At 69.8% G+C, this 20,158-nt stretch carries 16 protein-coding genes and 1 pseudogene; 5 read left to right on the top strand and 12 right to left on the bottom strand.

The window, feature by feature from the left end:
• Positions 1-17: 17 nt before the first annotated feature.
• Together FSYMDG_RS11775 and FSYMDG_RS11770 are read left to right on the top strand one after the other, a co-directional pair.
• Positions 18-1,106: an IS630 family transposase gene (locus FSYMDG_RS11775; RefSeq protein ID WP_013871712.1), complete on the top strand. Its 1,089-nt coding sequence runs from the start codon at positions 18-20 to the stop codon at positions 1,104-1,106.
• A gap of 522 nt (positions 1,107-1,628) precedes the next feature.
• Positions 1,629-2,225, top strand: a complete 597-nt coding sequence (locus tag FSYMDG_RS11770) for an LppP/LprE family lipoprotein (protein WP_013873709.1) — start codon at positions 1,629-1,631, stop codon at positions 2,223-2,225.
• A 166-nt stretch (positions 2,226-2,391) separates the two neighbouring features.
• Here the strand turns inward: FSYMDG_RS11770 and FSYMDG_RS11765 are convergent, their stop codons facing one another.
• From FSYMDG_RS11765 to FSYMDG_RS11735, 7 genes are all read right to left on the bottom strand, one after another.
• Positions 2,392-4,392: an ABC transporter ATP-binding protein gene (locus FSYMDG_RS11765; RefSeq protein WP_013873708.1), complete on the bottom strand. Its 2,001-nt coding sequence runs from the start codon at positions 4,390-4,392 to the stop codon at positions 2,392-2,394.
• Positions 4,389-4,850, bottom strand: coding sequence for a lasso peptide biosynthesis B2 protein (locus FSYMDG_RS11760; protein WP_013873707.1), 462 nt, complete (start codon positions 4,848-4,850; stop codon positions 4,389-4,391). Before FSYMDG_RS11760 ends, FSYMDG_RS11765 begins: the two co-directional genes overlap by 4 nt.
• A 35-nt stretch (positions 4,851-4,885) precedes the next feature.
• A complete protein-coding gene (locus FSYMDG_RS11755; RefSeq protein ID WP_013873706.1) occupies positions 4,886-5,155 on the bottom strand; it encodes a lasso peptide biosynthesis PqqD family chaperone in 270 nt (89 codons plus the stop codon).
• Positions 5,152-7,059, bottom strand: coding sequence for a lasso peptide isopeptide bond-forming cyclase (locus FSYMDG_RS11750; protein ID WP_013873705.1), 1,908 nt, complete (start codon positions 7,057-7,059; stop codon positions 5,152-5,154). Before FSYMDG_RS11750 ends, FSYMDG_RS11755 begins: the two co-directional genes overlap by 4 nt.
• Positions 7,060-7,434: 375 nt before the next feature.
• On the bottom strand, positions 7,435-7,590 hold the full coding sequence (locus FSYMDG_RS11745) for a lasso RiPP family leader peptide-containing protein (protein ID WP_157491007.1): 156 nt from the start codon (positions 7,588-7,590) through the stop codon (positions 7,435-7,437).
• Between the two features lie 194 nt (positions 7,591-7,784).
• A complete protein-coding gene (locus FSYMDG_RS11740) occupies positions 7,785-8,468 on the bottom strand; it encodes an AfsR/SARP family transcriptional regulator (RefSeq protein ID WP_237702725.1) in 684 nt (227 codons plus the stop codon).
• 347 nt (positions 8,469-8,815) lie between these two features.
• The gene (locus tag FSYMDG_RS11735) at positions 8,816-12,208 is read right to left on the bottom strand and encodes a pyruvate carboxylase (RefSeq protein ID WP_043606153.1); all 3,393 of its coding nucleotides are present in this window, start codon (positions 12,206-12,208) and stop codon (positions 8,816-8,818) included.
• Between the two features lie 347 nt (positions 12,209-12,555).
• On the opposite strand from FSYMDG_RS11735, the gene FSYMDG_RS11730 reads away from it, so the two are divergent.
• Positions 12,556-13,050 (top strand): DUF2231 domain-containing protein, encoded by a 495-nt coding sequence (locus FSYMDG_RS11730; RefSeq protein ID WP_013873701.1) that lies wholly within the window; start codon positions 12,556-12,558, stop codon positions 13,048-13,050.
• An 86-nt stretch (positions 13,051-13,136) separates the two neighbouring features.
• On the opposite strand, the pseudogene FSYMDG_RS11725 reads toward FSYMDG_RS11730, so the two are convergent.
• Positions 13,137-13,823, bottom strand: a pseudogene (locus FSYMDG_RS11725) (response regulator).
• 464 nt (positions 13,824-14,287) lie between these two features.
• Positions 14,288-14,464 carry a hypothetical protein gene (locus tag FSYMDG_RS26145; RefSeq protein ID WP_013873700.1) on the bottom strand — a complete coding sequence of 59 codons (177 nt, stop codon included), beginning with the start codon at positions 14,462-14,464 and terminating at the stop codon, positions 14,288-14,290.
• Positions 14,465-14,808: 344 nt separating this feature from the next.
• Between FSYMDG_RS26145 and FSYMDG_RS11720 the strand changes: the two genes are divergently transcribed.
• Positions 14,809-15,402 (top strand): hypothetical protein, encoded by a 594-nt coding sequence (locus tag FSYMDG_RS11720; protein ID WP_013873699.1) that lies wholly within the window; start codon positions 14,809-14,811, stop codon positions 15,400-15,402.
• A 234-nt stretch (positions 15,403-15,636) separates the two neighbouring features.
• Here FSYMDG_RS11720 and FSYMDG_RS11715 read toward each other — a convergent pair whose 3' ends face one another.
• The 3 genes from FSYMDG_RS11715 to FSYMDG_RS11705 form a co-directional block, all read right to left on the bottom strand.
• Positions 15,637-16,479, bottom strand: a complete 843-nt coding sequence (locus tag FSYMDG_RS11715; protein WP_013873698.1) for a rhomboid family intramembrane serine protease — start codon at positions 16,477-16,479, stop codon at positions 15,637-15,639.
• A gap of 149 nt (positions 16,480-16,628) precedes the next feature.
• Entirely contained in the window at positions 16,629-17,432 is an 804-nt protein-coding gene (locus FSYMDG_RS11710; protein WP_013873697.1) for a phytanoyl-CoA dioxygenase family protein, read from the bottom strand.
• Between the two features lie 196 nt (positions 17,433-17,628).
• Positions 17,629-17,925: a GlsB/YeaQ/YmgE family stress response membrane protein gene (locus tag FSYMDG_RS11705; protein WP_013873696.1), complete on the bottom strand. Its 297-nt coding sequence runs from the start codon at positions 17,923-17,925 to the stop codon at positions 17,629-17,631.
• Positions 17,926-18,342: 417 nt separating this feature from the next.
• On the opposite strand from FSYMDG_RS11705, the gene bioA reads away from it, so the two are divergent.
• A complete protein-coding gene (gene bioA / locus FSYMDG_RS11700) occupies positions 18,343-19,677 on the top strand; it encodes an adenosylmethionine--8-amino-7-oxononanoate transaminase (protein ID WP_013873695.1) in 1,335 nt (444 codons plus the stop codon).
• Positions 19,678-20,158: the final 481 nt, after the last annotated feature.

The raw sequence follows: 20,158 nt of genomic DNA, 5'->3' as shown, positions 1-20,158 counted from the left end.
GCAGATAGAATGGGCTGGTGCCTGGCCCGAGCGCGGATCCCATCGAGTTGTCGTCTGCTGAGCGTGCGGTGCTGGAGGGCTGGGCCCGACGGCGGAAGACCGCGCAGGCGCTGGCGTTGCGCTCGCGGATCGTGCTGGCCTGCGCGGACGGTGGGACGAACTCGGGGGTCGCGGCCGAGCTCGGGATCACCCGGGGAACGGTCGCGAAATGGCGGGAGCGGTTCGCGGTCGACCGGCTGGAGGGCCTGTCAGACGAGGCACGTCCGGGAGCGCCTCGGAAGGTCACCGACGCCCAGGTCGAGGCGGTGATCGCGAGGACGTTGGAGGAGAAGCCACCGAACGGCGATACCCATTGGACATCGCGGTCGATGGCGAGGGCCAGTGGGCTGTCGCAGTCGACGGTGTCACGGATGTGGCGGGCGTTCGGGTTGAAGCCGCATCTGGTCGAGACGTGGAAGCTGTCCACCGACCCGCTGTTCGTGGACAAGGTCCGTGACGTGGTCGGGGTCTACCTCGACCCGCCGGAGAAGGCGATCGTGCTCTGCGTCGACGAAAAGTCGCAGGTGCAAGCTTTGGATCGCACGGCACCGGTGCTGCCCCTGATGCCGGGTACCCCGCAGCGGATGACCCACGACTACGTCCGCCATGGCACGACCAGCCTGTTCGCCGCGCTCGACCCGACGTCCGGGTCGGTGATCGCGCAGACCTTCCGGCGGCACCGTCACCAGGAGTTCCTGCGCTTCCTCAAGCTGATCGACTCCTCGGTCCCGAAGGGCTACGACCTGCACCTGGTCCTGGACAACTACGCCACCCACAAGACCCCGGCGGTGAAGAACTGGCTGCTGCGCCACCCCCGCTTCCACCTGCACTTCACCCCGACCTCGGCGTCGTGGATGAACCTGGTCGAGCGCTGGTTCGCGGAGCTGACCACCCGCAAGCTGCGCCGATCGACGCACCGCTCGGTCGTCGAACTCGAAGCCGACATCCGCCGATGGATCAACGCCTGGAACAAGGACCCGAAGCCGTTCGTCTGGGCCAAGACCGCCGACGAGATCCTCGAGACCCTCGCCGCCTACTGCCAGCGAATCAACGACTCAGGACACTAGCGCTTCGCGCGGTGCCGCTCTTGTAGCGCTTTGCGCGGGGCCGCCTCGGGGCACCGCGCGCGGTACGGCCTGGCCCAGGCGGGCAGGGCCGTACCGGCCATGTCCGGCAGAAGACAGCGGAAACGTGCGTGTACCGCGTGTGGCCCACCGGTCGGCCGGGCAGTCCGGATAACATGTGATGCGCCCGGGTGTCGTACCGTACCGATTTGTTTCCTTTTTCGCCCGGCTGCCCGTGTCGTTGTAGGTGTCCGTATTCTTTCGTCTGCGTTCCGGTGGTTGTCTGTATTCTGAGGGCTGGTCTTCCGGCGTCTGGTCGTAATATCGGACATTCGTTTTACCTTTTCATCGATTTACCGGCTGTCCCGGCTCTGGGTCGACCGGAGACGGTGTGAGGGACGAATGGCCGAGTAGGCGGGTGTGAAACGGGTATCTCCGCCAACGGGAGCCCGGCCACGGCGGGGAGTCAGCCCTGACGTACGGGCAGCGGACAAGGCAGAGAGCGGGCAGGGGAGAGGGGATGTCATGGCCTTTCGTCGTTGTCTGGTGGCCACCCTGGTGGCCGTCACGGTCGCGCTGAGCGGGTGGGGCGACGGGCGCGTTCTCGCCGCGTCGGCACCACAGCCGCGGCCACCCGGGCCGGGGACGCCGCTGTCCGCCGCGCCCGTGTCCGCGCCGTCTTCCGGGGCCGCTTCCGGAGCTGACGGGACCGAAACGGCCACGGCGGTCGTCCGGGAGCACGGCTACACCCCCACCGGGACGGCCGGCTACCACCCGGACAACGACCTCAGCGTGATCGTCGGACGCTGGACCGCCGCCGTGGACGGCCATCCTCAGCAGGCGTTCCTCTTCCACCACGGCCGTCTGGTCGGCACCGACACCCAGCTACCGAGCGCGACCGTCGAGTGGCTGTGGTCTACCGACGACGTCGTCGCGCTGTCCTACCAGCTTTACCGGCCCGATGACCCGCTGTGCTGCCCCACCGGTGGCGCGGCGACTGTGCGTTACCAGTGGAACGGTACGACGGCTGTTCCTCTCGACCCCGTCCCGCCCGCCGACTGGTCGGCGTCGGCAAGCCGACGGGCGGTGAGCGGCACGGGCTCGACGGGCACCGCGAGCTGAGGACGAGGCGGGCCAACCGGGGCTGGCCGGGCCGCGACGTGAGCCAGCCAGCCCCGGAACCACCAGCGATGCGATCAAACGCATCCGGGCTGCCGGAGCTGGACGACCACCGGGCCCGCACGGCCTTCCCCAGAACCCTGCTCCGGCCCCTTTACGGCCGGCCCCCTCATGGGCGCCCCCGGCCAAGGTCCGGGTCAGCGTCCAGCCGGCTGGACGCGAGCTCCTGGTAGAGCGGGCTCACTCGTACCAGATGCTCGTGGTGGCCGGTGGCCGCCACCTTTCCCTCGTCGAGGACGATGATCCGATCGGCTGCGCGAACCGTGGAGATCCGGTGCGCGATGACCAGGAGCGCGTGCGATGCCGAGACCTGACGCATCGCCCGGGTGAGCGCCCGCTCGGTGAGCGAGTCCATCTGGGAGGTGGGCTCGTCCATGAGGAGGACGGCGGGCCGGGCCAGCAACGCGCGGGCGATGGCGACCCGTTGGCGTTCCCCACCCGAGAGCAGAACCCCGTGGTCGCCGACCTCGGTGTCCAACCGGTCGGGTATCCGCGCGACCAGGTCGGCCAGGCCGGCGGTACTGATCGCCCAGCGCAGCTCGTCCTCGGTGGCGTCGGGCGCGGCATAGACGATGTTGTCCCGCAGCGTTCCCTGCAGCACCGGGGTCTGCTGTTCGACCAGGTTCACCCAGGTGCGGGCGGTGGCACGGTCGAGGGTGTCCGCGTCCCGCCCGCCGAACAGGATCGTCCCGCGGTCCGGTTCGTAGAACCGCTCGATGAGCTGGAACACGGTGGACTTTCCCGCACCGGACCTGCCGACCAGCGCGATGTGGCCGCGGGGCGGCACCGTGAACGACACGTCCCGAAGCACCGGTTCGCCGGAGTAGCCGAACCAGACGTTACGGAACTCGACCGCCGGAGTGTCCCCGGCCTGTTCGACCGCCTGCCCGTCCCCGAGTTGTCTCCCGTGCCGGCCGGCGGGCCGGAGCGCCCGCGGTCCGGGGCCGTCCCGGCCGGGGTCGGGACGCCGCTCGGCGGCACCGGCGGTGTCCGGTTCACGGGGTAGCGCGAAGACCGCGTCGACACGCCGCAGCCCTCCCATGCCGCGTTGGATCGTCCCCGCGACCTCGAACAGATCGGACAGCGGTATGACGAGATAGGTGGCGTAGAGCAGGAAGGCGACGAGATCACCCAGGGACGTCGAACCCCGTGCGACGAGCACTCCACCGACCAGCAGCACCACCAGAACCGATCCCTGCACGGCCAGTTGGATGGCCGGAGCGACGACCGAGTCCAACGCGGCCATCCGCACCCCAGCCCGGTAGGCGGCCCGCGCGTGGCCGGCGATGCGCGCGCTCTCACGCCGTTCGGCCCGGCTGGCCCGCACGGTGCGGATCGTGGTGAGTGCCCGTTCGAGGTCGGCGGTCATGCTCCCGATGCTGGCCTGGCCGCGTTCCGAGGTGATCCGGATGCGCACCAGCACGCCCAGCACCATCACCCCGGCCACCACGGCCGCGAGCAGGACGAGCAGGAAGAGCAACGCGTCCAGCCACACCATCATCACGACCGCGCCGATGACGCCGATCACGCTTGTGACGATCGTGGAGAAGCTGTAGGCCACCGCCTCCCGGACGAGGGTGGTGTCGGTGTTGGCCCGGGAGATCAGGTCGCCGGTGCGCCGCCGGTCGTAGACCCCGATCCGCAGCCGCAGCAGGTGATCGACCAGCCGGATCCGCAGATCGAGCAGGATTCCCTGGCCGGCACGTTCCAGCAGGTAGTTACCGAGGGTGTCGGTCAGTGCCTGGCCGACGAAGAGCGCGAACAGCAGCAGGATGAGCGATCCGGGGACGCCGCCGGCCTGCGCAAGGTCGATGACGTCCTTCACCAGCAGCGGCTGGGCGACGCCGAGGACGGTGCCGACCACCGTCAGCGCGGTGGCGATCCCCACCAGCCGGCCGTGTCCGCGCAGCAGACGCCACAGCCCGCGCAGCCGCAGTTCCCCGGCCTGCGACCCGTCCTCGTATGCTCCGTCGCCGGACGGTCCGCCGCCCTGAAGGCGTTCTCCGGGCACACCGTCGGTGTAGGCCGCGTCGCCGTTCGAGTCGGCCGGCCGTGGCCTGGCCGTGGTCGTCCGCTCCGCCGGGCCGCCCGGCAGGCCGATGATCCTCATGATGCTCCGACACCTGCCGCCGTGGCCATCCCCGCCGCTGGCGGGGGGACGGTGAGAAGCGGCCGGAAGTAGCCCGCTGGTTCCCGTTCGCCCACCATCGCCCCGTCCGCCTCCACCCAGGCATGGGCGGCGAACGGGCTGACGGCGCGGACGCCCACGCACCAGGTCGGCCAGACCCCCGATGCCCGGCAGAGCAGCGCGGTGGCGATGGATCGGGGGATGCAGCCGTGGCCGCTGCGACACACCATGCTCACCGCCGTCACGGCGTTGCGTGCGGCCAGCGTCTGCTGGTAGTCGGCTGGCACGGCACCCCGGCGCAGCCAGGTCAGGACGGCACGGATCCGGCTGGGAGGCTGGGTGGCGAGCAGTCGTGCGGCCGCGACCGCGGCCAGGGCCAGGGGCCGTCGCCGTAGCGCGAGGTTGTCTCCCCGACGGCTCACCGACATGGGTGTGGTCATTGCCCGTCACCTCCCGGGGTGAACGTGCGTCGGCATTACCGGTCGGCGGCGCCGGTCGCGAGGAGCCCCGCCGCGCGAAGCTCGGTCAGCAGGGCCCGCACGTCACGGTCCGCGGTGGTTGCGTCCACGTCACAGGTGTCGGTGACGGCGGCGGCGGCGTCGGCGGGGCTGCCGCCGCCGAGCAGCACCCGTAACACGAGCGCCCCGGTCGGATTGAGCGACCAGTATCGACCGCTGCGCTCGTCCAGGAGCGCGGCACCGTAGTCGGTTTCGGTGTGGGCGACCGCCTGCCGCAACCTCGTCATGCTGCCCCCAGCGGATGCCCGGCCGCCCGGTCGCCGGTGAGCACCCGAAGCCATGTTTCACAGGCGAAGGTCTGGTGGAGAGATTCGTGTTCCCGCTCGGGCGCGTGTGAATACCGGCAGTACTCCCGCAGTTTCTCCGGATCCACCAGCCCGAGATCGGCGAGCCGGGAGTTTTCGCACAACGCCAGCAGTTGGTCGCGGTGGGCGTCCAGCCCCGCCGCCTCCTCCGCCGAACCCTCCGCTTTTGTGACGCGTCGCAGGGAGCGGTCCGGCACGATCCCGCGCATGGCCTCCTTGAGCAGCGGCTTGTACTCCCAGGGGGTGGTGCGTTCCTCCGGGCGAACCGCGAGGGCGGCCTCGATCACCCGGTCGTCGAGGAACGGGGCGGCCGGTGTCACGGTGGTCGGCGCGGCGAGCTGGCAGAACAGCCGAGTGGCTCCCGCGGCCGTTCGGATGGACAGCAGGTCATGATGCCCGTCACGGGTCCCGGCCAGCGGTGGCGCTGCGGAGTCCACCAGCGCCTCCAGCGCCTCGCGTACCAGCGTGACGGCGTGCGGCGTCAGCCATCTGGGCAGTCGGGGGGTGTCGGCCCAGTCCAGGTCGGCGAGGCCGGGCATCGGGCGGGAGCCGGTGACCTGGGCGGCCAGCTGCGCCAGGTAGGTGCGGTAGCCGCGCGGCTGGAGCATCCACAGGCCCGCCCACAACGGCCACCGGTGCTGGATCCGGAAGCCGCGGAACCGGTCGACGGCGGTCCACGGACGTCTGCGCAGCAGCGCGGGCAGGTAGTTCGATGTTCCCTGCACGACCTCGTCACCGCCGAGACCGGTCAGGTGGACGCGTGGGTGGTAAAGGGCCACGCGGCGCAGGCCGGTGAGTATCTTCGCCCGGTCGGTGATGCCGGGGAAGGGCCTGTCCAGCGCTTCGTCAGCGGTCATGATCCCGTCGTAGACGAGGGGAAGCTCGTCGCGCGGCAGGACCTCGTGCACCATGCCCGGCAGACCAGCCGGCCGGCCAGTCGGCAGACCAGCCACGGCCAGGTCCACCCATTCCGGATCGTCATCGCCCGGATCCCGGCCGATACCGGTGTAGGCGACGAGCGTCACCGGGTTTCTCGCGGTCAGAAAGCACACCGCTGCCGAGTCGAGTCCGCCGGACAGGTCGCAGCTCACCGTGCCACCGCTGCCGCCGACGGCACCGGCCCGGGCGGCCACCGCCTCGGTGAGGGCGCCGCGCAGCAGCGGTGCTCCCGTCTCCAGCGACAGCACCGGTTCGGGCCGGCGCCACCAGCGGACGGTGCGCGCCCGTCCGTCGCGGTCGGCCAGGAGGAAATGGTCGGGCGCGAGCACCTCCACACCGCGCCACATCGGCCGGTCGTCCAGGGGGTAGGGCGCCGACGGGTCGAGCAGGGACAGCGCGACAGCGGTGGGATCCAGCTCGCCGCGGACGCAGGCGGCCAGCATGTCGGCGCGGTCAGAGGCGATGACCTGCCCGTCCAGCACCGTGTGGAACACCCGCCGCAGGCCCGAAGCGGTGCCCTGAACACGGCGGTGGCCGTCGATGTCGGCCACGACGTGGAAACTGCCGGGCAGCGACGAGATCAGGATGTCGAGCGCGGTGACCTCCCGTATCCGCGTCAGAGCGCGGGTGAGGTGGGCGGCGCTGACCGGGCAACATCCGATCAGCGCCAGTCGGGAGGTCCCGGCCTCGGCGACCACGACAGTGTCGCCGACAGCATCGTTGCCGACAGCATTGTCGGACCAGTCACCAAGCAGCCACGGCCGGCCGGAACGGTAGCGCAGCGTTCGCGGGGCGCGCTCGGCGACCGGGCTGACGGCCCCGGCCAGGTGACCGGCATCGGGCAGGGTGAGAAACCACGGTGTTCCGGGAGAGGGAAGTCCTGTCATGCGCTGTCCGCCTGTTTCTTCGCACCGGAGATCAGGATGACAGGCTGCGGCCGGGGCCACCGTCGGCAGTCGCTGTCGAGGAAAATGTCCGCTCCCCGCGTCCCCGCACGCCGCTGGTGGCAGTAAGAGTTACTCACTGCCACCGTGTACGACGGCAGGGAGCCACCGGGCTATGTGGCTTGTCCACGGGGCCGCTGAACAGCGGTCGTAGTCCGACCAGCGGGCGGGGTGGCTGCGCCCGGACAGCACGGGCGTGTTGACCCGGGCAGCAGTGTTCCCTCCAGGTCGACGCCGCAGGGGCGATCGGCCGGGGTGCGGAAGCACCCGCTCGCGAGTGAACCGTTGGTGTTCAGCGGCGTTCCAGTCCGTGGTGTTCTAGTAGCCGTGACGGAATCCGCGGAACCTACGGAACCTGCGGAACTTCTGGTATCCGCCGTAGTAGTCCCGCCGATGGCCGCCGTAGTAGCCTTCGGTGACGACGGGGAAGGTGCCGACCTCCTGGAGCGCGGGCGGCTGGTACGGAGCTTTCATGGTGCCTCCTGTGGAGTCCTCTCGGATGATCGGCCCGACCATCGTTGGTCGGACGGTCTCTTCCATCCGATCTCTCCGGGCTGGCCCATTGGGAACCAACCCTTCCTCCATGTTGCGACCATGAGGTTCAGTGAAGGTTCAACCCGCGTACATCCGTAGCGAAAAAGGTGCGTTTCCGTACCGTCTGCCGCCGGTCACCGTTCGGTCTCCACACTGAGATCGGCGTCCAGTATCCGCTGGTGCAGCCTACGCAGCCCCGCTCCCGGCTCGACGCCGAGCTCCTCGGCCAGCAGGCGGTACACGGTCTGGTACGCCGACAGCGCCTCCGCCCGCCGGCCCGACTGGTGCAACGCGAGGAGGAGCTGGCCCCACAGCCGCTCCCGCAGGGGATATTCGATGGTCAGCGCACGCAGCGTGGGCAGGACGGCGTCCTGGTGGCCGCGGGAGAGACGGACGTCGATCAGATCTTCCAGGACCGCCCAGTGCTGCTCCTCCAACCGTGCCGCCTCGGCCAGGGTGATGCTCTCGGGCAGTTCGTCGAAAGGCTGTCCACGCCACAGTTCCAACGCTTTCTGAAAATAATCGACGGCAATCTCGCCGGCGCCTTCGCGCAACGCCTCCTGGCCACGGTGCGCCATTTTGTCAAAAACCGACACGTCAAGTTCACCAGGCGCCAGGTTGATGCGGTAGGCACCTGCCCTGCTTTCTATCCTGTTATCCGTGGGAGGAGCCGGGGGGAGCGTCCGCCGCAATTGCGACACATAGGTCTTGATGTTTCCGAACGAGGATCTGGGCGGCTCGTCCTCCCAGAGGACGGCACAGATCCGGTCGATGCTCACCCAGGTCCCGGCATTGAGGAGCAGTAGCGAGAGCAGCATACGTGGCTTGTGCTGGTGAATATCGATCAGTGTGTCGTCGTATCCGTACACCTCCAATGGCCCCAGTACGCGGAACCGCGTTCTCTCGCCCCGGAGTCCGCGTACTTCCGTGCTCATCTGACTGGCGTATGACTCCATTCCGCGGGTACTCCCGTACCTGGCTACAGCCGGCTCGACAAAAGAAACTCACCGGATAAGGCGCATACTCCTTCCCCGGCCAGCGGCCTCCGTTTCCGGGATCGCTGACCGGGGTGCTGTGCGAATGCGGCACATGCTGTGAGTACGGCCACGTGTTAGCGGTACCCTGCCTGGAGTCGCACCAATCAGGAAGATCTTGAAGAAGCCGCTCAGTTGGGGACCGGCACGGGGGTCACCACAAGAAGGAGATCGCCGACCTCGACGGAAACGCCGGAGGAGTGGACCAGTTCGGTGACGGTCCCCGCGTGCGGGCTGGTGACGGCGGCCTCCATCTTCATCGCCTCGATGGTGGCCAGCCGGTCACCCTTGCGCACCTCCTCACCGACAGTGACCGTATAGGTGACCAGTCCGGGCAGCCCCGCGGGAATCTGTGCCGGGTCGCCGGGGTCGGCGCGCCGGGCCTCCTTGGACACCGTCGCGATCGAGGTGTCCCGCACCGACACCGGCCGTGGCTGGCCGTTGACCCGCAGGTACAGGGTGCGCATGCCCGCGTCGTCGGGTTCGCCGACGTCGTTGAGCTCGACGATGACCTCCACCCCGGGCTCCACGGTGATGGTCACCGGCTGTCCCGGGGTGAGGCCGTAGAAGAACTCCTCGGTGGGGACCGTGGCGGAGTTGCCGTAGGCCGCCACGGCGGCGGTGTAGTCGTTCCACGGCCCGGGGAACAGCAGCCGGGACAGGGTCTCGCGCCGCCCCGGTCCGTCCACCCGCAGGGCGGCCGCGTCCTGCGGGTCCAGGTCGGTCACGGGCGCGGACGGCTGCCGGCCGGCGAGCGCGCGTTCGCGGAAGGGCTCGGCGAAGCCGGCCGGTGGCGTGCCGAGATCGCCGGCAAGGTAGCCCAGGACGCTGGCCGGCAGGTCGTAGCGTTCGGGATGCTCGCGCAGCACGGCGACGTCGATGTCACCGCCGGCGATGAACAGCGCCAGGTCCCCGACGACCTTGCTGGTGGGCGTGACCTTGATGGGCTTGCCGAGCAGGTCGTTGGCCAGGGCGTAGCACTCCTGCACCTGGGACCATTTGGCGCCCAGCCCGAGGGCGATCGCCTGCTGGCGCAGGTTCGTCAGCTGGCCGCCGGGGATCTCGTGCCGGTAGACGGCACCCGTCGGCGCCCGCAGCCCCGCCTCGAACGGCGCGTAGAGGTCGCGGACCGCCTCCCAGTACGGCTCCATCGCCGACAGCGCGGTCAGGCTGATCCCGGTTGCCCGTGGGGTGTGGTCGGTGGCAGCGACGAGCGCGGACAGGTTCGGCTGGCTGGTGCCGCCCGACAGCGGCGCGGACGCGGCGTCGACGGCGTCCGCGCCGGCCTCGGCCGCCGCGATCAGGGTGGCCAGCTGGCCACCAGCGGTGTCGTGGGTGTGTACGTGCACGGGCGCGTCGAAGTTCTTCCGCAGCGCCGCCACCAGGACGCGTGCGGCGGCCGGTCGCAGCAGCCCGGCCATGTCCTTGATCGTCAGTACGTGCGCGCCAGCGGCCACGAGCTGTTCGGCCAGGCGCAGGTAGTAGTCGAGGGTGTAGATCCGCTCCGCGGGGTCCACCAGATCGCCGGTGTAACACAGAGTTCCCTCGGCGACCGCGCCGGCCTCGAGGACCGCGTCGATCGCCGGCCGCATCTGCTCGATGTCGTTCAGCGCGTCGAACACCCGGAAGATGTCGACGCCGGTCGCCGCCGCCTCGGCGACGAACGCCTGGACCACGTCGTCCGGGTAGGGGGTGTAGCCGACGGCGTTGCGTCCGCGCAGCAGCATCTGCAGGCAGATGTTGGGAACCCGTTCGCGGATGGCGGCGAGGCGTTCCCACGGGTCCTCCGCGAGGAAGCGCAACGCCACGTCGTAGGTGGCCCCGCCCCAGCACTCAAGGCTCAGCAGGTCGGGGACGAGCCGGGAGTAGGCGGGGGCGATCGCGAGAATGTCGGTGGTGCGCAGCCTGGTCGCCAGCAGCGACTGATGGGCGTCACGCAGAGTGGTGTCGGTGACCGCGAGCCGGGTCTCGGCCCGCAGCCGCGCCGCCCACTCCCGCGGGCCGACCTCGGCGAGCAGCTGCCGGGAGCCGGCCGGCGCCGCCCCGGCCGGGATGGTCGGCAGCAGGCCCAGCGGGTCGATCAGCGTGGCGGCCGGCCGCCGGTGGCCGTTGACGGTGCTGGTGGCCAGCCGGTCGAGCAGCCGGCTGGTGCGGTCGGTACCGCCGTCCCCGAGGAACAGCCCCGGCCGGTCGTCCAGGAACGACGTGGTCACCCGGCCGGCGAGGAAGTCCTCCTCGGCGAGCAGCCGCTGCAGGAACTTCACGTTCGTGCGCACGCCGCGGACCCGGAACTCCGCCAGCGCCCGGCCGGCCCGCGCGGTGGCCTGCGCCAGATCGGCCCCGCGGGCGGTCACCTTGACCAGCAGCGAGTCGAAGTACGGGGTGATCTCCACGCCCTGGTAGATCGCCCCGTCCAGCCGGACGCCCGAGCCGCCCGGGGACTCGTATCTGGTGATCTTTCCGGTGTCCGGGCGGAACCCGTCCGCCGGATCCTCGGTGGTCACCCGGCACTGCACCGCGGCCCCGCGGATGCTGATCGACTCCTGGGACAGGCCCAGGTCGGCCAGGGCGGCGCCGCCGGCGATCCGCAGCTGTGCCACGACCAGGTCGACGCCGGTGACCTCCTCGGTGACGGTGTGCTCGACCTGGATACGCGGGTTCATCTCCATGAAGGTGTGCGACCCGTCGGCGGCGACCAGGAACTCCACCGTGCCGGCGTTGACGTAGCCGACGTGCCGGGCGAACGCCAGCGCGTCCGCGCACAGCCGGTCCCGCACGGCGGCGTCGAGCAGGGGAGCGGGCGCGACCTCGACGACCTTCTGGTGACGTCGCTGCACCGAGCAGTCCCGCTCGTAGAGGTGGACGACCTCGCCGGTGGCGTCGCCGAGGACCTGCACCTCGATGTGCCGGGGCCGGTCGAGGGCCTGCTCGAGGAAGATCGTGCCGTCCCCGAAGGCCGCCGCCGCCTCCCGGATCGCGCTCGTCACCGCGTCTTCAAGGTCTTCTGGATAGTTCACCCGGCGCAGGCCGCGGCCACCACCGCCCGCCGACGCCTTCACGAACAGCGGGAAGCCCACGGCCTCGGCGGCGGCCAGCGCGGCGGCCGGTTCGGTCACCGGCGCCGAGGCCCGCAGCACCGGCAGGCCCGCGGCCACCGCGGCCTCACGGGCGGCCACCTTGTCCCCGGTCAGCCGCAGCACCGGCGGCGGGGGGCCGACGAAGGTGACCCCGGCCAGCTCGCACGCGTGTGCCAGCGCCTCGCTCTCGGACAGGAAGCCGTATCCCGGGTGCAGGGCGTCCGCGCCGACCCTTTTCGCCACCGCCAGCAGGGCGTCGATGTCCAGATAGCCGCGGACGGGGTGGCCGGGCTTGCCGATCTCGTAGGACTCGTCAGCCTTTGTCCGGTGCTGTGAGCCCACGTCCTCGGGCGTGTAGACGGCAACCGTGCGCAGTCCCAGCTCGTGCGCGGCACGGAAGACGCGGATGGCTATCTCACTGCGATTCGCGACCAGGACCTTATTGATCAAGGTGTCACCCTCCACGACGCGGACCAGGTCGACCCCGAAGCGGCCGCCGACTCGGCGAATTGTCGCAGCATTTTTATCCATGTGCTTCTGTTGATGTAGCGCGGTGTCCCGTGGCGGTGGGGCATGGCCCACCGGTCGCACCCGGCGCACCCGGCGCACCTTGGGCGTATCAGCGTGATGAGGCGTCATCACGCCAGTTGTCCGGGCCACGCCTGTTCTCGATCGCTCTCATCCCACGGAACACCGGCGATCTGATCGACAGCCCCTCAGGACCTGCCTCGTCTTACTTTTGCATAATGCAACAAACCCCATCGAAGTGATACCGGACCGCGATCGGAGCGGCAGTGGGACCAATGGAGATCAACGGTCTGCCCGCGCATGCGTTACTCGTGCATGTGGTCGTCGTCCTCGTGCCGGTCGCGGCGGCGATGGTGATGCTGTCGTCGGTGTGGCCGGCGGCGCGCCGCCGGCTCGGTGTCGCCACACCGCTGGTCGCGTTGATCGCGTTGGTCAGTGTTCCGCTCACCACCCATGCCGGAGAGTGGCTCGAAGCCCGTGTGCCCGCTGATCCCCTGGTCCGCCGGCACGCCGAACTAGGTGACAGTCTGTTGCCCTGGGTGGCCGTATTGTTCCTCGCGGCCGCGGTGTCCTGGATGCTGTCACGGCGGGTGCACACTGCCTCTCGGCCGGTCCATCCAGGTGTCGTGGTGGTCGTCGCGGCGCTTGGCATCGTCGCTGCCGCTGGTTCGATCGTGCAGACCTACCGAATCGGCGACAGCGGCGCCAAGGCTGTGTGGCATGACGGTTTCAGCCAGACCGCCCGTGGCGACGAGGGATGACGAAGGATGCGGCATGAACTGACTGTGATCGGATTCCAGTCCGGCTGGACTCGGTCCGGCTGTTCGCCGCCGGTCGCCTGCCGGCGTCAGTGGGCGAGCTTGGTGGCGAAGACGGCGGCCTGGGTCCGGCTTTCCAGCCCGAGTTTGGCCAGCAGGCTGGAGACGTAGTTCTTCACGGTCTTCTCCGCCAGGAACAGGCGGTTGGCGATCTGCCGGTTGGTCAGCCCCTCGGCGATGAGCGCGAGAATGCGGCGTTCCTGCTCGGTCAGGGTGGCGAGCCGCTCGTCGTGGACGGGTTCCTGCCCCGCGCGGCGCAGTACCCGGGGGGTCACCGCGGGGTCGAGGAGGGAACGGCCCGCCGCAACCCGCCGTACGGCATCCACCAGAGCGGTACCGCGGGCCCGCTTGAGGACGTACCCGGCGGCACCTGCCATGATCGCGGTGAACAGGGCCTCCTCGTCATCGAACGAGGTGAGGATCAGACAGGCGACAGCGGGGTTGCGGGAACGGACCTACCGGCACACCTCGATGCCGCTGCCGTCCGGCAGGCGCGCGTCCAGCACCGCGACGTCGGGCCGGGCGGCGAGGATCGCCCGGTCCGTCCCGTCGAGGTGATCGGCCTCGCCGATCACCTCGATGTCGGGCTCCTCGGAAAGAAGATCGCGCAGCCCGCGGCGGACCAGCTCATGATCGTCAAGGAGAAAGACCCGGATGGGCGTGGCACCCACCGTGACATCGGTGGGCCCGGCCGCGTTCGCAGATTCTTCTGACACGGTTTTCTCCGCCTGACCGGGTTGTCCGACTGGGCTGCCTGACCGGGGTGTCTGGCCATGTTGTCTGATTGGGCTGTCTGGCTGTCTGGCCGGGTTGTCTAACCGGGTTGTCTGTCACCGCACGTCATATTCTGCAAACAGATTCTAGCCCGAGCTGGAACGGTTCGACCCGCAGGTCCCAGGTAATCACCGGATGCCTCCTTTGCCGCGGCCGGCGCATACTTCGACACACCCGGTGGCGGGACACCGGTACCGCCGCCGGCCGGCCGCACGAGCCGGATCCCGAATCCCGACCGACACGGTGCCGGTGCCGGAGCTGCTGGTGCCGCGGGTGTCACCGCCGTTCTCCGTCGGCACCCGCCCGGGCGGGTGCCGACGGAGAACGGGACCAGGCTCGGCGGGATACCCGGTCGGCTTCGGGGCGCTGGACCGGCGCGGTGGGAGGTGAGCTGGGCGGGTACCGGTCAGAGCTGGATGTTCACGCTGCCGCCGAGGAGCAGGACCGGCCAGATGGTCACGGCCAGCACGAAGGTGGCGAGCTGGGAACCGGTGTGCACCTGGTAGTCCCTGTTGATTGCGACGACGATGCCGACGGCGAACCAGATCAGGGCGATGACGGGGACCTGTACCCGGGTACGCATGATGGTCCTTTCCCGGGCCGAGGGGCCCGCGGGAGCTCGTGAGGAGCGTGTCCGGGCGGCGGCCCGCACGACGTCGTGCCCGGCGTCCCACCCGGACGCCCCATTCCCGATCAGCGGATTGGTCGATCTTTACTCCCGGCCGGGCGTTCAAACACCTTGTGGGCATATGTGTCGGCAATGTCTCGTGAGCACCCCGGTGCCGGAAGCAACCGCATCATCCGGGATGATGCGCTATCGGTTCCGCGTGCGGCGGTTCGCGGTCGTCACGGTTCGGTTGTCATCGGTTGTCACGCTCCGGCGGTCACGGTCCGGAGTTATCCACATATCCGGAGAGGATGTTGTAGATGGGTTTGGGGAAGGACGGCGCGGAACCGGGTCCCGCGGCCGTCGAACAGGTGGTCAGGATTCTGGAGGAGTATGTGGGCGGTCTGCCCACCACCGATCCGGACGAGCCACACACCGTCACTTTCGTGCGCACCTGGACACTGACACGCACTCTGGGCGAGGCCACCCCGTCAGCCGCCAGCGCGCCCGCGGCCGGCGCACCGTCAGCCGGCGCACCGTCGGCCATCCCGCTGTCAGCTGGCGCCCTGGCGCCGGGTGGCGCGCCGTTGCGTGTTGGTGGCACTGTCGTGCGCTGGTACGCCGCACAGGACGACCACGCTGACCGCGCTGACCGCGCCGACGAGGTCGACGACCAGCGGACGTACGAGCAGCTCGTCGGTGCCGCGCAGGCCCTGGCCGCGCGGGGGTTCCCGTCCGAGGAGGTCTACGAGGGCTGGCGGACGGTCGCCATCGACCTGCCCGCGTCGGCCGTGCCGGTTGCGGCCCCGGTCGGGAAGGATCAGGCCGGAAGCGATCAGGTTGGGAGCGACCCGGCCGAGAAGAAGGCGGGGAAGAAGCGGCGCCTGTGGTGGTCGACGACGGTCACCACCTGAACATGCCAGCTTCCGACGGGTGATCTGTCCGGCCCGGGCCGCCGGGTTCGCCCGTATCTGCCTGCCGCGATGACCGCGACAGGTGGGTGGACGAGCGCGGCGGCCCGTCCACCGGCACATCGTGTAAAAACACGACGAGAGTGTTCCGTGGATCGGCCGACTCGATCGGCCGGTTCCGGCCACCTTCCTGGAGGCGGCTGACGGGCCGGACGCCGGCCCGTCAGTGTCGGCCGGTCAGGGCCAGGGCATCCGGCGGACCCACCGCTGGTCGGGCGGCTGGTATCGGGCCGGCCCCGCGGCCCGCAGCGCGCGGACGAACGGCAGGACGGCCAACGCGCCGAAAACGAATCCGACCACGTGGGCGCCGTAGGCGACGCTGCTGCCCTTCGCGACACCCATACCGATGAAATAGATGTACTGGAGCAGGAACCAGAACCCGAGCACTATCCAGGCCGGCAGCCAGAACGGCAGAAAGAACAGGAACGTGACAAGGCCGATGACCCGCGCCCGCGGGAAGACGACCAGGTAGGCGCCGAGCACGCCGGCCACGGCCCCGGAGGCGCCGATGAGCGTCGTGGTCGAGTCCGACTCGAACAGCGCGAACCCGTAGGTTGCCACGTATCCGCACGCCAGGTAGAAGATCAGATAGAGGAAGCGTCCCATCCGGTCTTCCACGTTGTTGCCGAACACGCCGAGGAAGAGCATGTTCCCGAGCAGGTGCAGCCAGCTCCCGTGCAGGAACATCGCGGTCAGTACCGACAGGACCGGGGACTTGTCGAACGACGGCGGCGACTCCACCTCACACAGCACCTGGCCCTGCGGGTTCACGCCCGCGGACCGGCCGCTGGGCGCCTGAGGGGCGGGCTGGTTGTCCAGTATCTCGGTGGGGACCGCACCCCAGCGGTCGAAGAACCGTTCCTGCTCGCAGACGCTCGTCGGAGTCGCGGTGTCAGCTCCGGCGACCGAGGTCACGATCGGCTCGAAGAGCACGAAGACGGCGACGTTGACCGCTATCAGCAGCCAGGTGACGATCGGCCGGCGACGCAGCGGGTTGATGTCGTGAATCGGTATGACCACGCACCCATCCTGCCCGCGCCGTCCGCGTCACCGACAACCACCCACCCGATGAGGGCTGGCCCAGCTAACACGGTGCTCGTTGTGATTCTGCTGCTGTTCCAGCAGCACCAGGATCACAACGAGCATGAAGTTCGAGGCTGGTCGAGTGGTCAGCGCAGGGCGTTCTTGTTGAAGGGCTCGAGGTGTTCGCCGGCGGCGAGGGGGCGGCCGCCCATGTAGCTGCCGCGCATGTGCCGGCGTACGCCACCGGGCGGATCCTCGGTGGCGCGGGCGGCGGCATGCCACAGGTCGCTGTGGTGCAGCAGCACGTCACCGCGGTCGCAGTAGACCGCCACTTCACCGGGGATCTTGCCGAAGCCGCCGGGGACGGCGTCCCAGTCCCCGCGGTGGCTGCCGGGCACCGCCCGCAGGAAACCGTTGGCCGGCGATGTCGCGTCGATGTGGAAGGTCAGTGCCACCCCGGGCCAGATCTCCGATGTCGGCCGGGACTGGTGGTCGCTGTGCCAGCCGATCCGCGTGTAGGTCATCCCGGCGCCGGGGCGGGCGTCCTGGTAGATGACACCGTGATCGTCCACGTCGTACAGCCAGTGGTCGTTGCCGAGGATGCGCTGGACGAGCGCGAGCAGGACGGGGTGGCGGATCGCCGCCGCGGCGACGGGGGAGAGGTGCGTGACCCCGACGACGTAGTGCACATACGGCGGATGGTCGCCGTCGAAGTCGCCACCGAGATCGTCCCCGGCCCAGGAGCGGTCGAGATCGCCGGTGCCGATCCGGCGTTGGAGGTCGGCGAGCGCGGCACCGAGTGCGGCCGTCTCCTCCTCGGCGAACAGCCCGCGGACGATCACGAAACCGTCGCGGTCGAAGTCCGCGGCCAGCTCCGCAACCGCTTCCGGCGCGCCCGTCCCCGTCTTCGTCTTCGAGGTCTCCGACACCATGTCGACACCGTTCGTCATACGGCCATCATGACCCGCCCGCGACGCCCGGCGGCACGCCCGGCATATACCGCCCGCGGGCTTTCCACCCACACCATGCGCGGGGGAGCGCTGTCCGCGAACGGAGCCGTGACGTGGAAAACACGGGCCGGTGGAGGCGGAAACGACGGCGTCGCCCCGTTCGTGCGCCTGTCAGCGCACTGTCCCGGCGGGCGGGTCAGCGGTACTGGCGGTAGCGGTCGGGGGGCCGGTGGGCGCGGCGGGTGATCCAGAAGGGGGCGAGGAGGGCGACGAGGCCGGCGGCTACACCCACCTGCAGAATGTGGCGTATCCAGTCGAAACCGCCGGTGTCGCGGACACCGAGCGCACTGGCGATGATGTTGCCCACCAGCGCGCCGACGATGCCGATGACGATCGTGAGCCACAGTGGGATCCGCTGTGGCCCCCGGACGAACAAGCGTGCCAACAGGCCGATCACAAGACCGGCGAAAATGATCCAGATCAGTTGAAACACGGTGGCCTTCCTCGCTGGGAGCCGTTGTCACCAGTCGTTGTCACCAACGGTGAGATTATCTCCACCCGCTTTCCCCGCAAACGCCAACGGTCCGTCAGCTGCCTGTCCCTCCCGTGACACCCAGCGCGGCCCCACCCCCTCCACCGCGCCTCACCTCTCCGGCACGCCCAGCCCACCCCCGCACCTTGCCAGGAACCGAGACCGAGGGTGGAAACGGCTGCTACAGCGACCACCTGCCCCCTCGTCGTTCATGATCCGGAACGCTGGCGGGATGGGTTGGCGTGGCAGCGGCCAGCGCGGGCGAGGGCTGTGACGACGCGGCTGGCGAACGGTGCGGTTGTGACGGTGGACACGGTGGGGTCCCGTGCGGGTGCGGGCGGGGCACGCGTGCGGGACGGGGCACGATAGACATGGCGTATGGGGCAACGTCTGCGGCAGCGTCCAGGGGGAGGCGCGCCGGCTCGGTACGCCGACGCGGGGGAGTTGCTCGCCGACGACCGCGCGCACGTCTGGCATCCGTACGCGTCGGCGACCGACCCGCTGCCGGTGTTCCCGGTGGCGTCCGCGTCCGGGGTGCGGCTGCGGCTGGCCGACGGGCGGGAGCTGATCGACGGCATGTCGTCGTGGTGGGCCGCCATCCACGGCTACGCCCACCCGGTCCTGGACGCGGCGGTGCGCGCCCAGCTCGACGACATGGCCCACGTCATGTTCGGCGGGCTGACCCACGCGCCCGCGGTGACGCTGGCCCGCACCCTGGTCGAGATCACCCCGCCGCCGCTGACCAGGGTGTTCTTCTGCGACTCCGGGTCGGTCTCCGTCGAGGTCGCGATCAAGATGGCGTTGCAGTACGCGCGGGGACGGGGGCGTCCCGGCCGGACGAAGCTGCTCACCATCCGCCGGGGGTATCACGGTGACACCTCCGGCGCCATGGCCGTGTGCGACCCGGACACCGGCATGCACCATCTGTTCACCGGTCTGCTGCCGCGTCACCTCTTCGCCGAGGCGCCGCGGCCGGGCTTTGACGAGCCCTGCGAGGACGAGCATGTCGCCGGCATCGCCCGGCTGCTCGACGAGCACCAGCACGAGATCGCCGCGGTGATCTGTGAGCCGGTGGTGCAGGGCGCCGGGGCGATGCGCTTCTACGCCCCGGGCTGGCTGGCCCGGCTGCGTGAGCTGTGCGACACCCACGGCATCCTGCTCATCGCCGATGAGATCGCGACCGGGTTCGGACGGTCGGGGGAGCTGTTCGGCTGCGACCATGCCGGGATCAGCCCGGACATCATGTGCGTCGGCAAGGCCATGACCGGGGGATACCTGACGATGGCCGCGACCCTGTGCACGGACGAGGTGGCGGCCGGGGTGTGCGCGTCCGAGGCGGGCGTGTTCATGCACGGGCCGACGTTCATGGGCAACCCGCTGGCCGCGGCGGTGGCGAACGCCAGCATCGGCCTGCTGCTGTCCGGGCCGTGGCGGCGCCAGGTCGGCGATCTGCGGATCTGGCTGGCCGAGGGGCTCGCGCCCGCCCGCGCGCTGCCTGGCGTCGCCGACGTGCGGACGCTGGGTGCGATCGGGGTGATCGAGACCCGGGAGCCGGTCGACATGCGGGTGATCCAGCCGCTGCTGGTGGAGTTGGGGGTCTGGGTGCGCCCGTTTGGCCGGCTGGTGTACGCGATGCCCCCATACGTCATGACACGCCCAGATGTCGCCGCGCTGACCGCCGCCATGGTGGAGGCGGTCGCCCGCACCACCTGATGATCTAACCGCTGACCTGCGGCAATGGGCTTGTCGGAACGGTTGTGTGCCGCGTCGGGGTCATCTCCTCGGGCATCGCCCGACGGTTTCTGACATCGGGACAACATCGAAGTGGTTGCGGTCGCCGGGCCACCGTCCGTACTCTTTGTTTCTGTTGATGACTCTGAGTAACGAGCCGGTGCACATCAAACCGAAACGAGGCGAACGGGGAGGAAGGTCGACCCGGCATGATGTCCCACATTTTGTTACCTCCTCTCCGGGGAGCGGTGAATCCGGGGAAAACCGCGCATCCCGCTGGAGCAACGACGCATGACACGGCCGCGGCGGCGGACTCCACCGCCGGCGAGACCGACGTGCGTTCGCCATCCTGCTCGCCAGTTCGTTCACCATCCCAGTCCCCGTCCCAACCGTCGTCCCAGCCGTCATCCCGGCCACCGTTGCCCCGGCCAGCCCGCCCGTCCCAGCCGCTTCAGCCGTCCCA

It is taken from the genome of Candidatus Protofrankia datiscae, assembly GCF_000177615.2.
GTDB classification, from domain to species: Bacteria; Actinomycetota; Actinomycetes; order Frankiales; family Frankiaceae; genus Protofrankia; species Protofrankia coriariae.
Note: the sequence above shows the minus strand (reverse complement) of the source record. Positions and strands in the feature narration are given on the sequence as shown.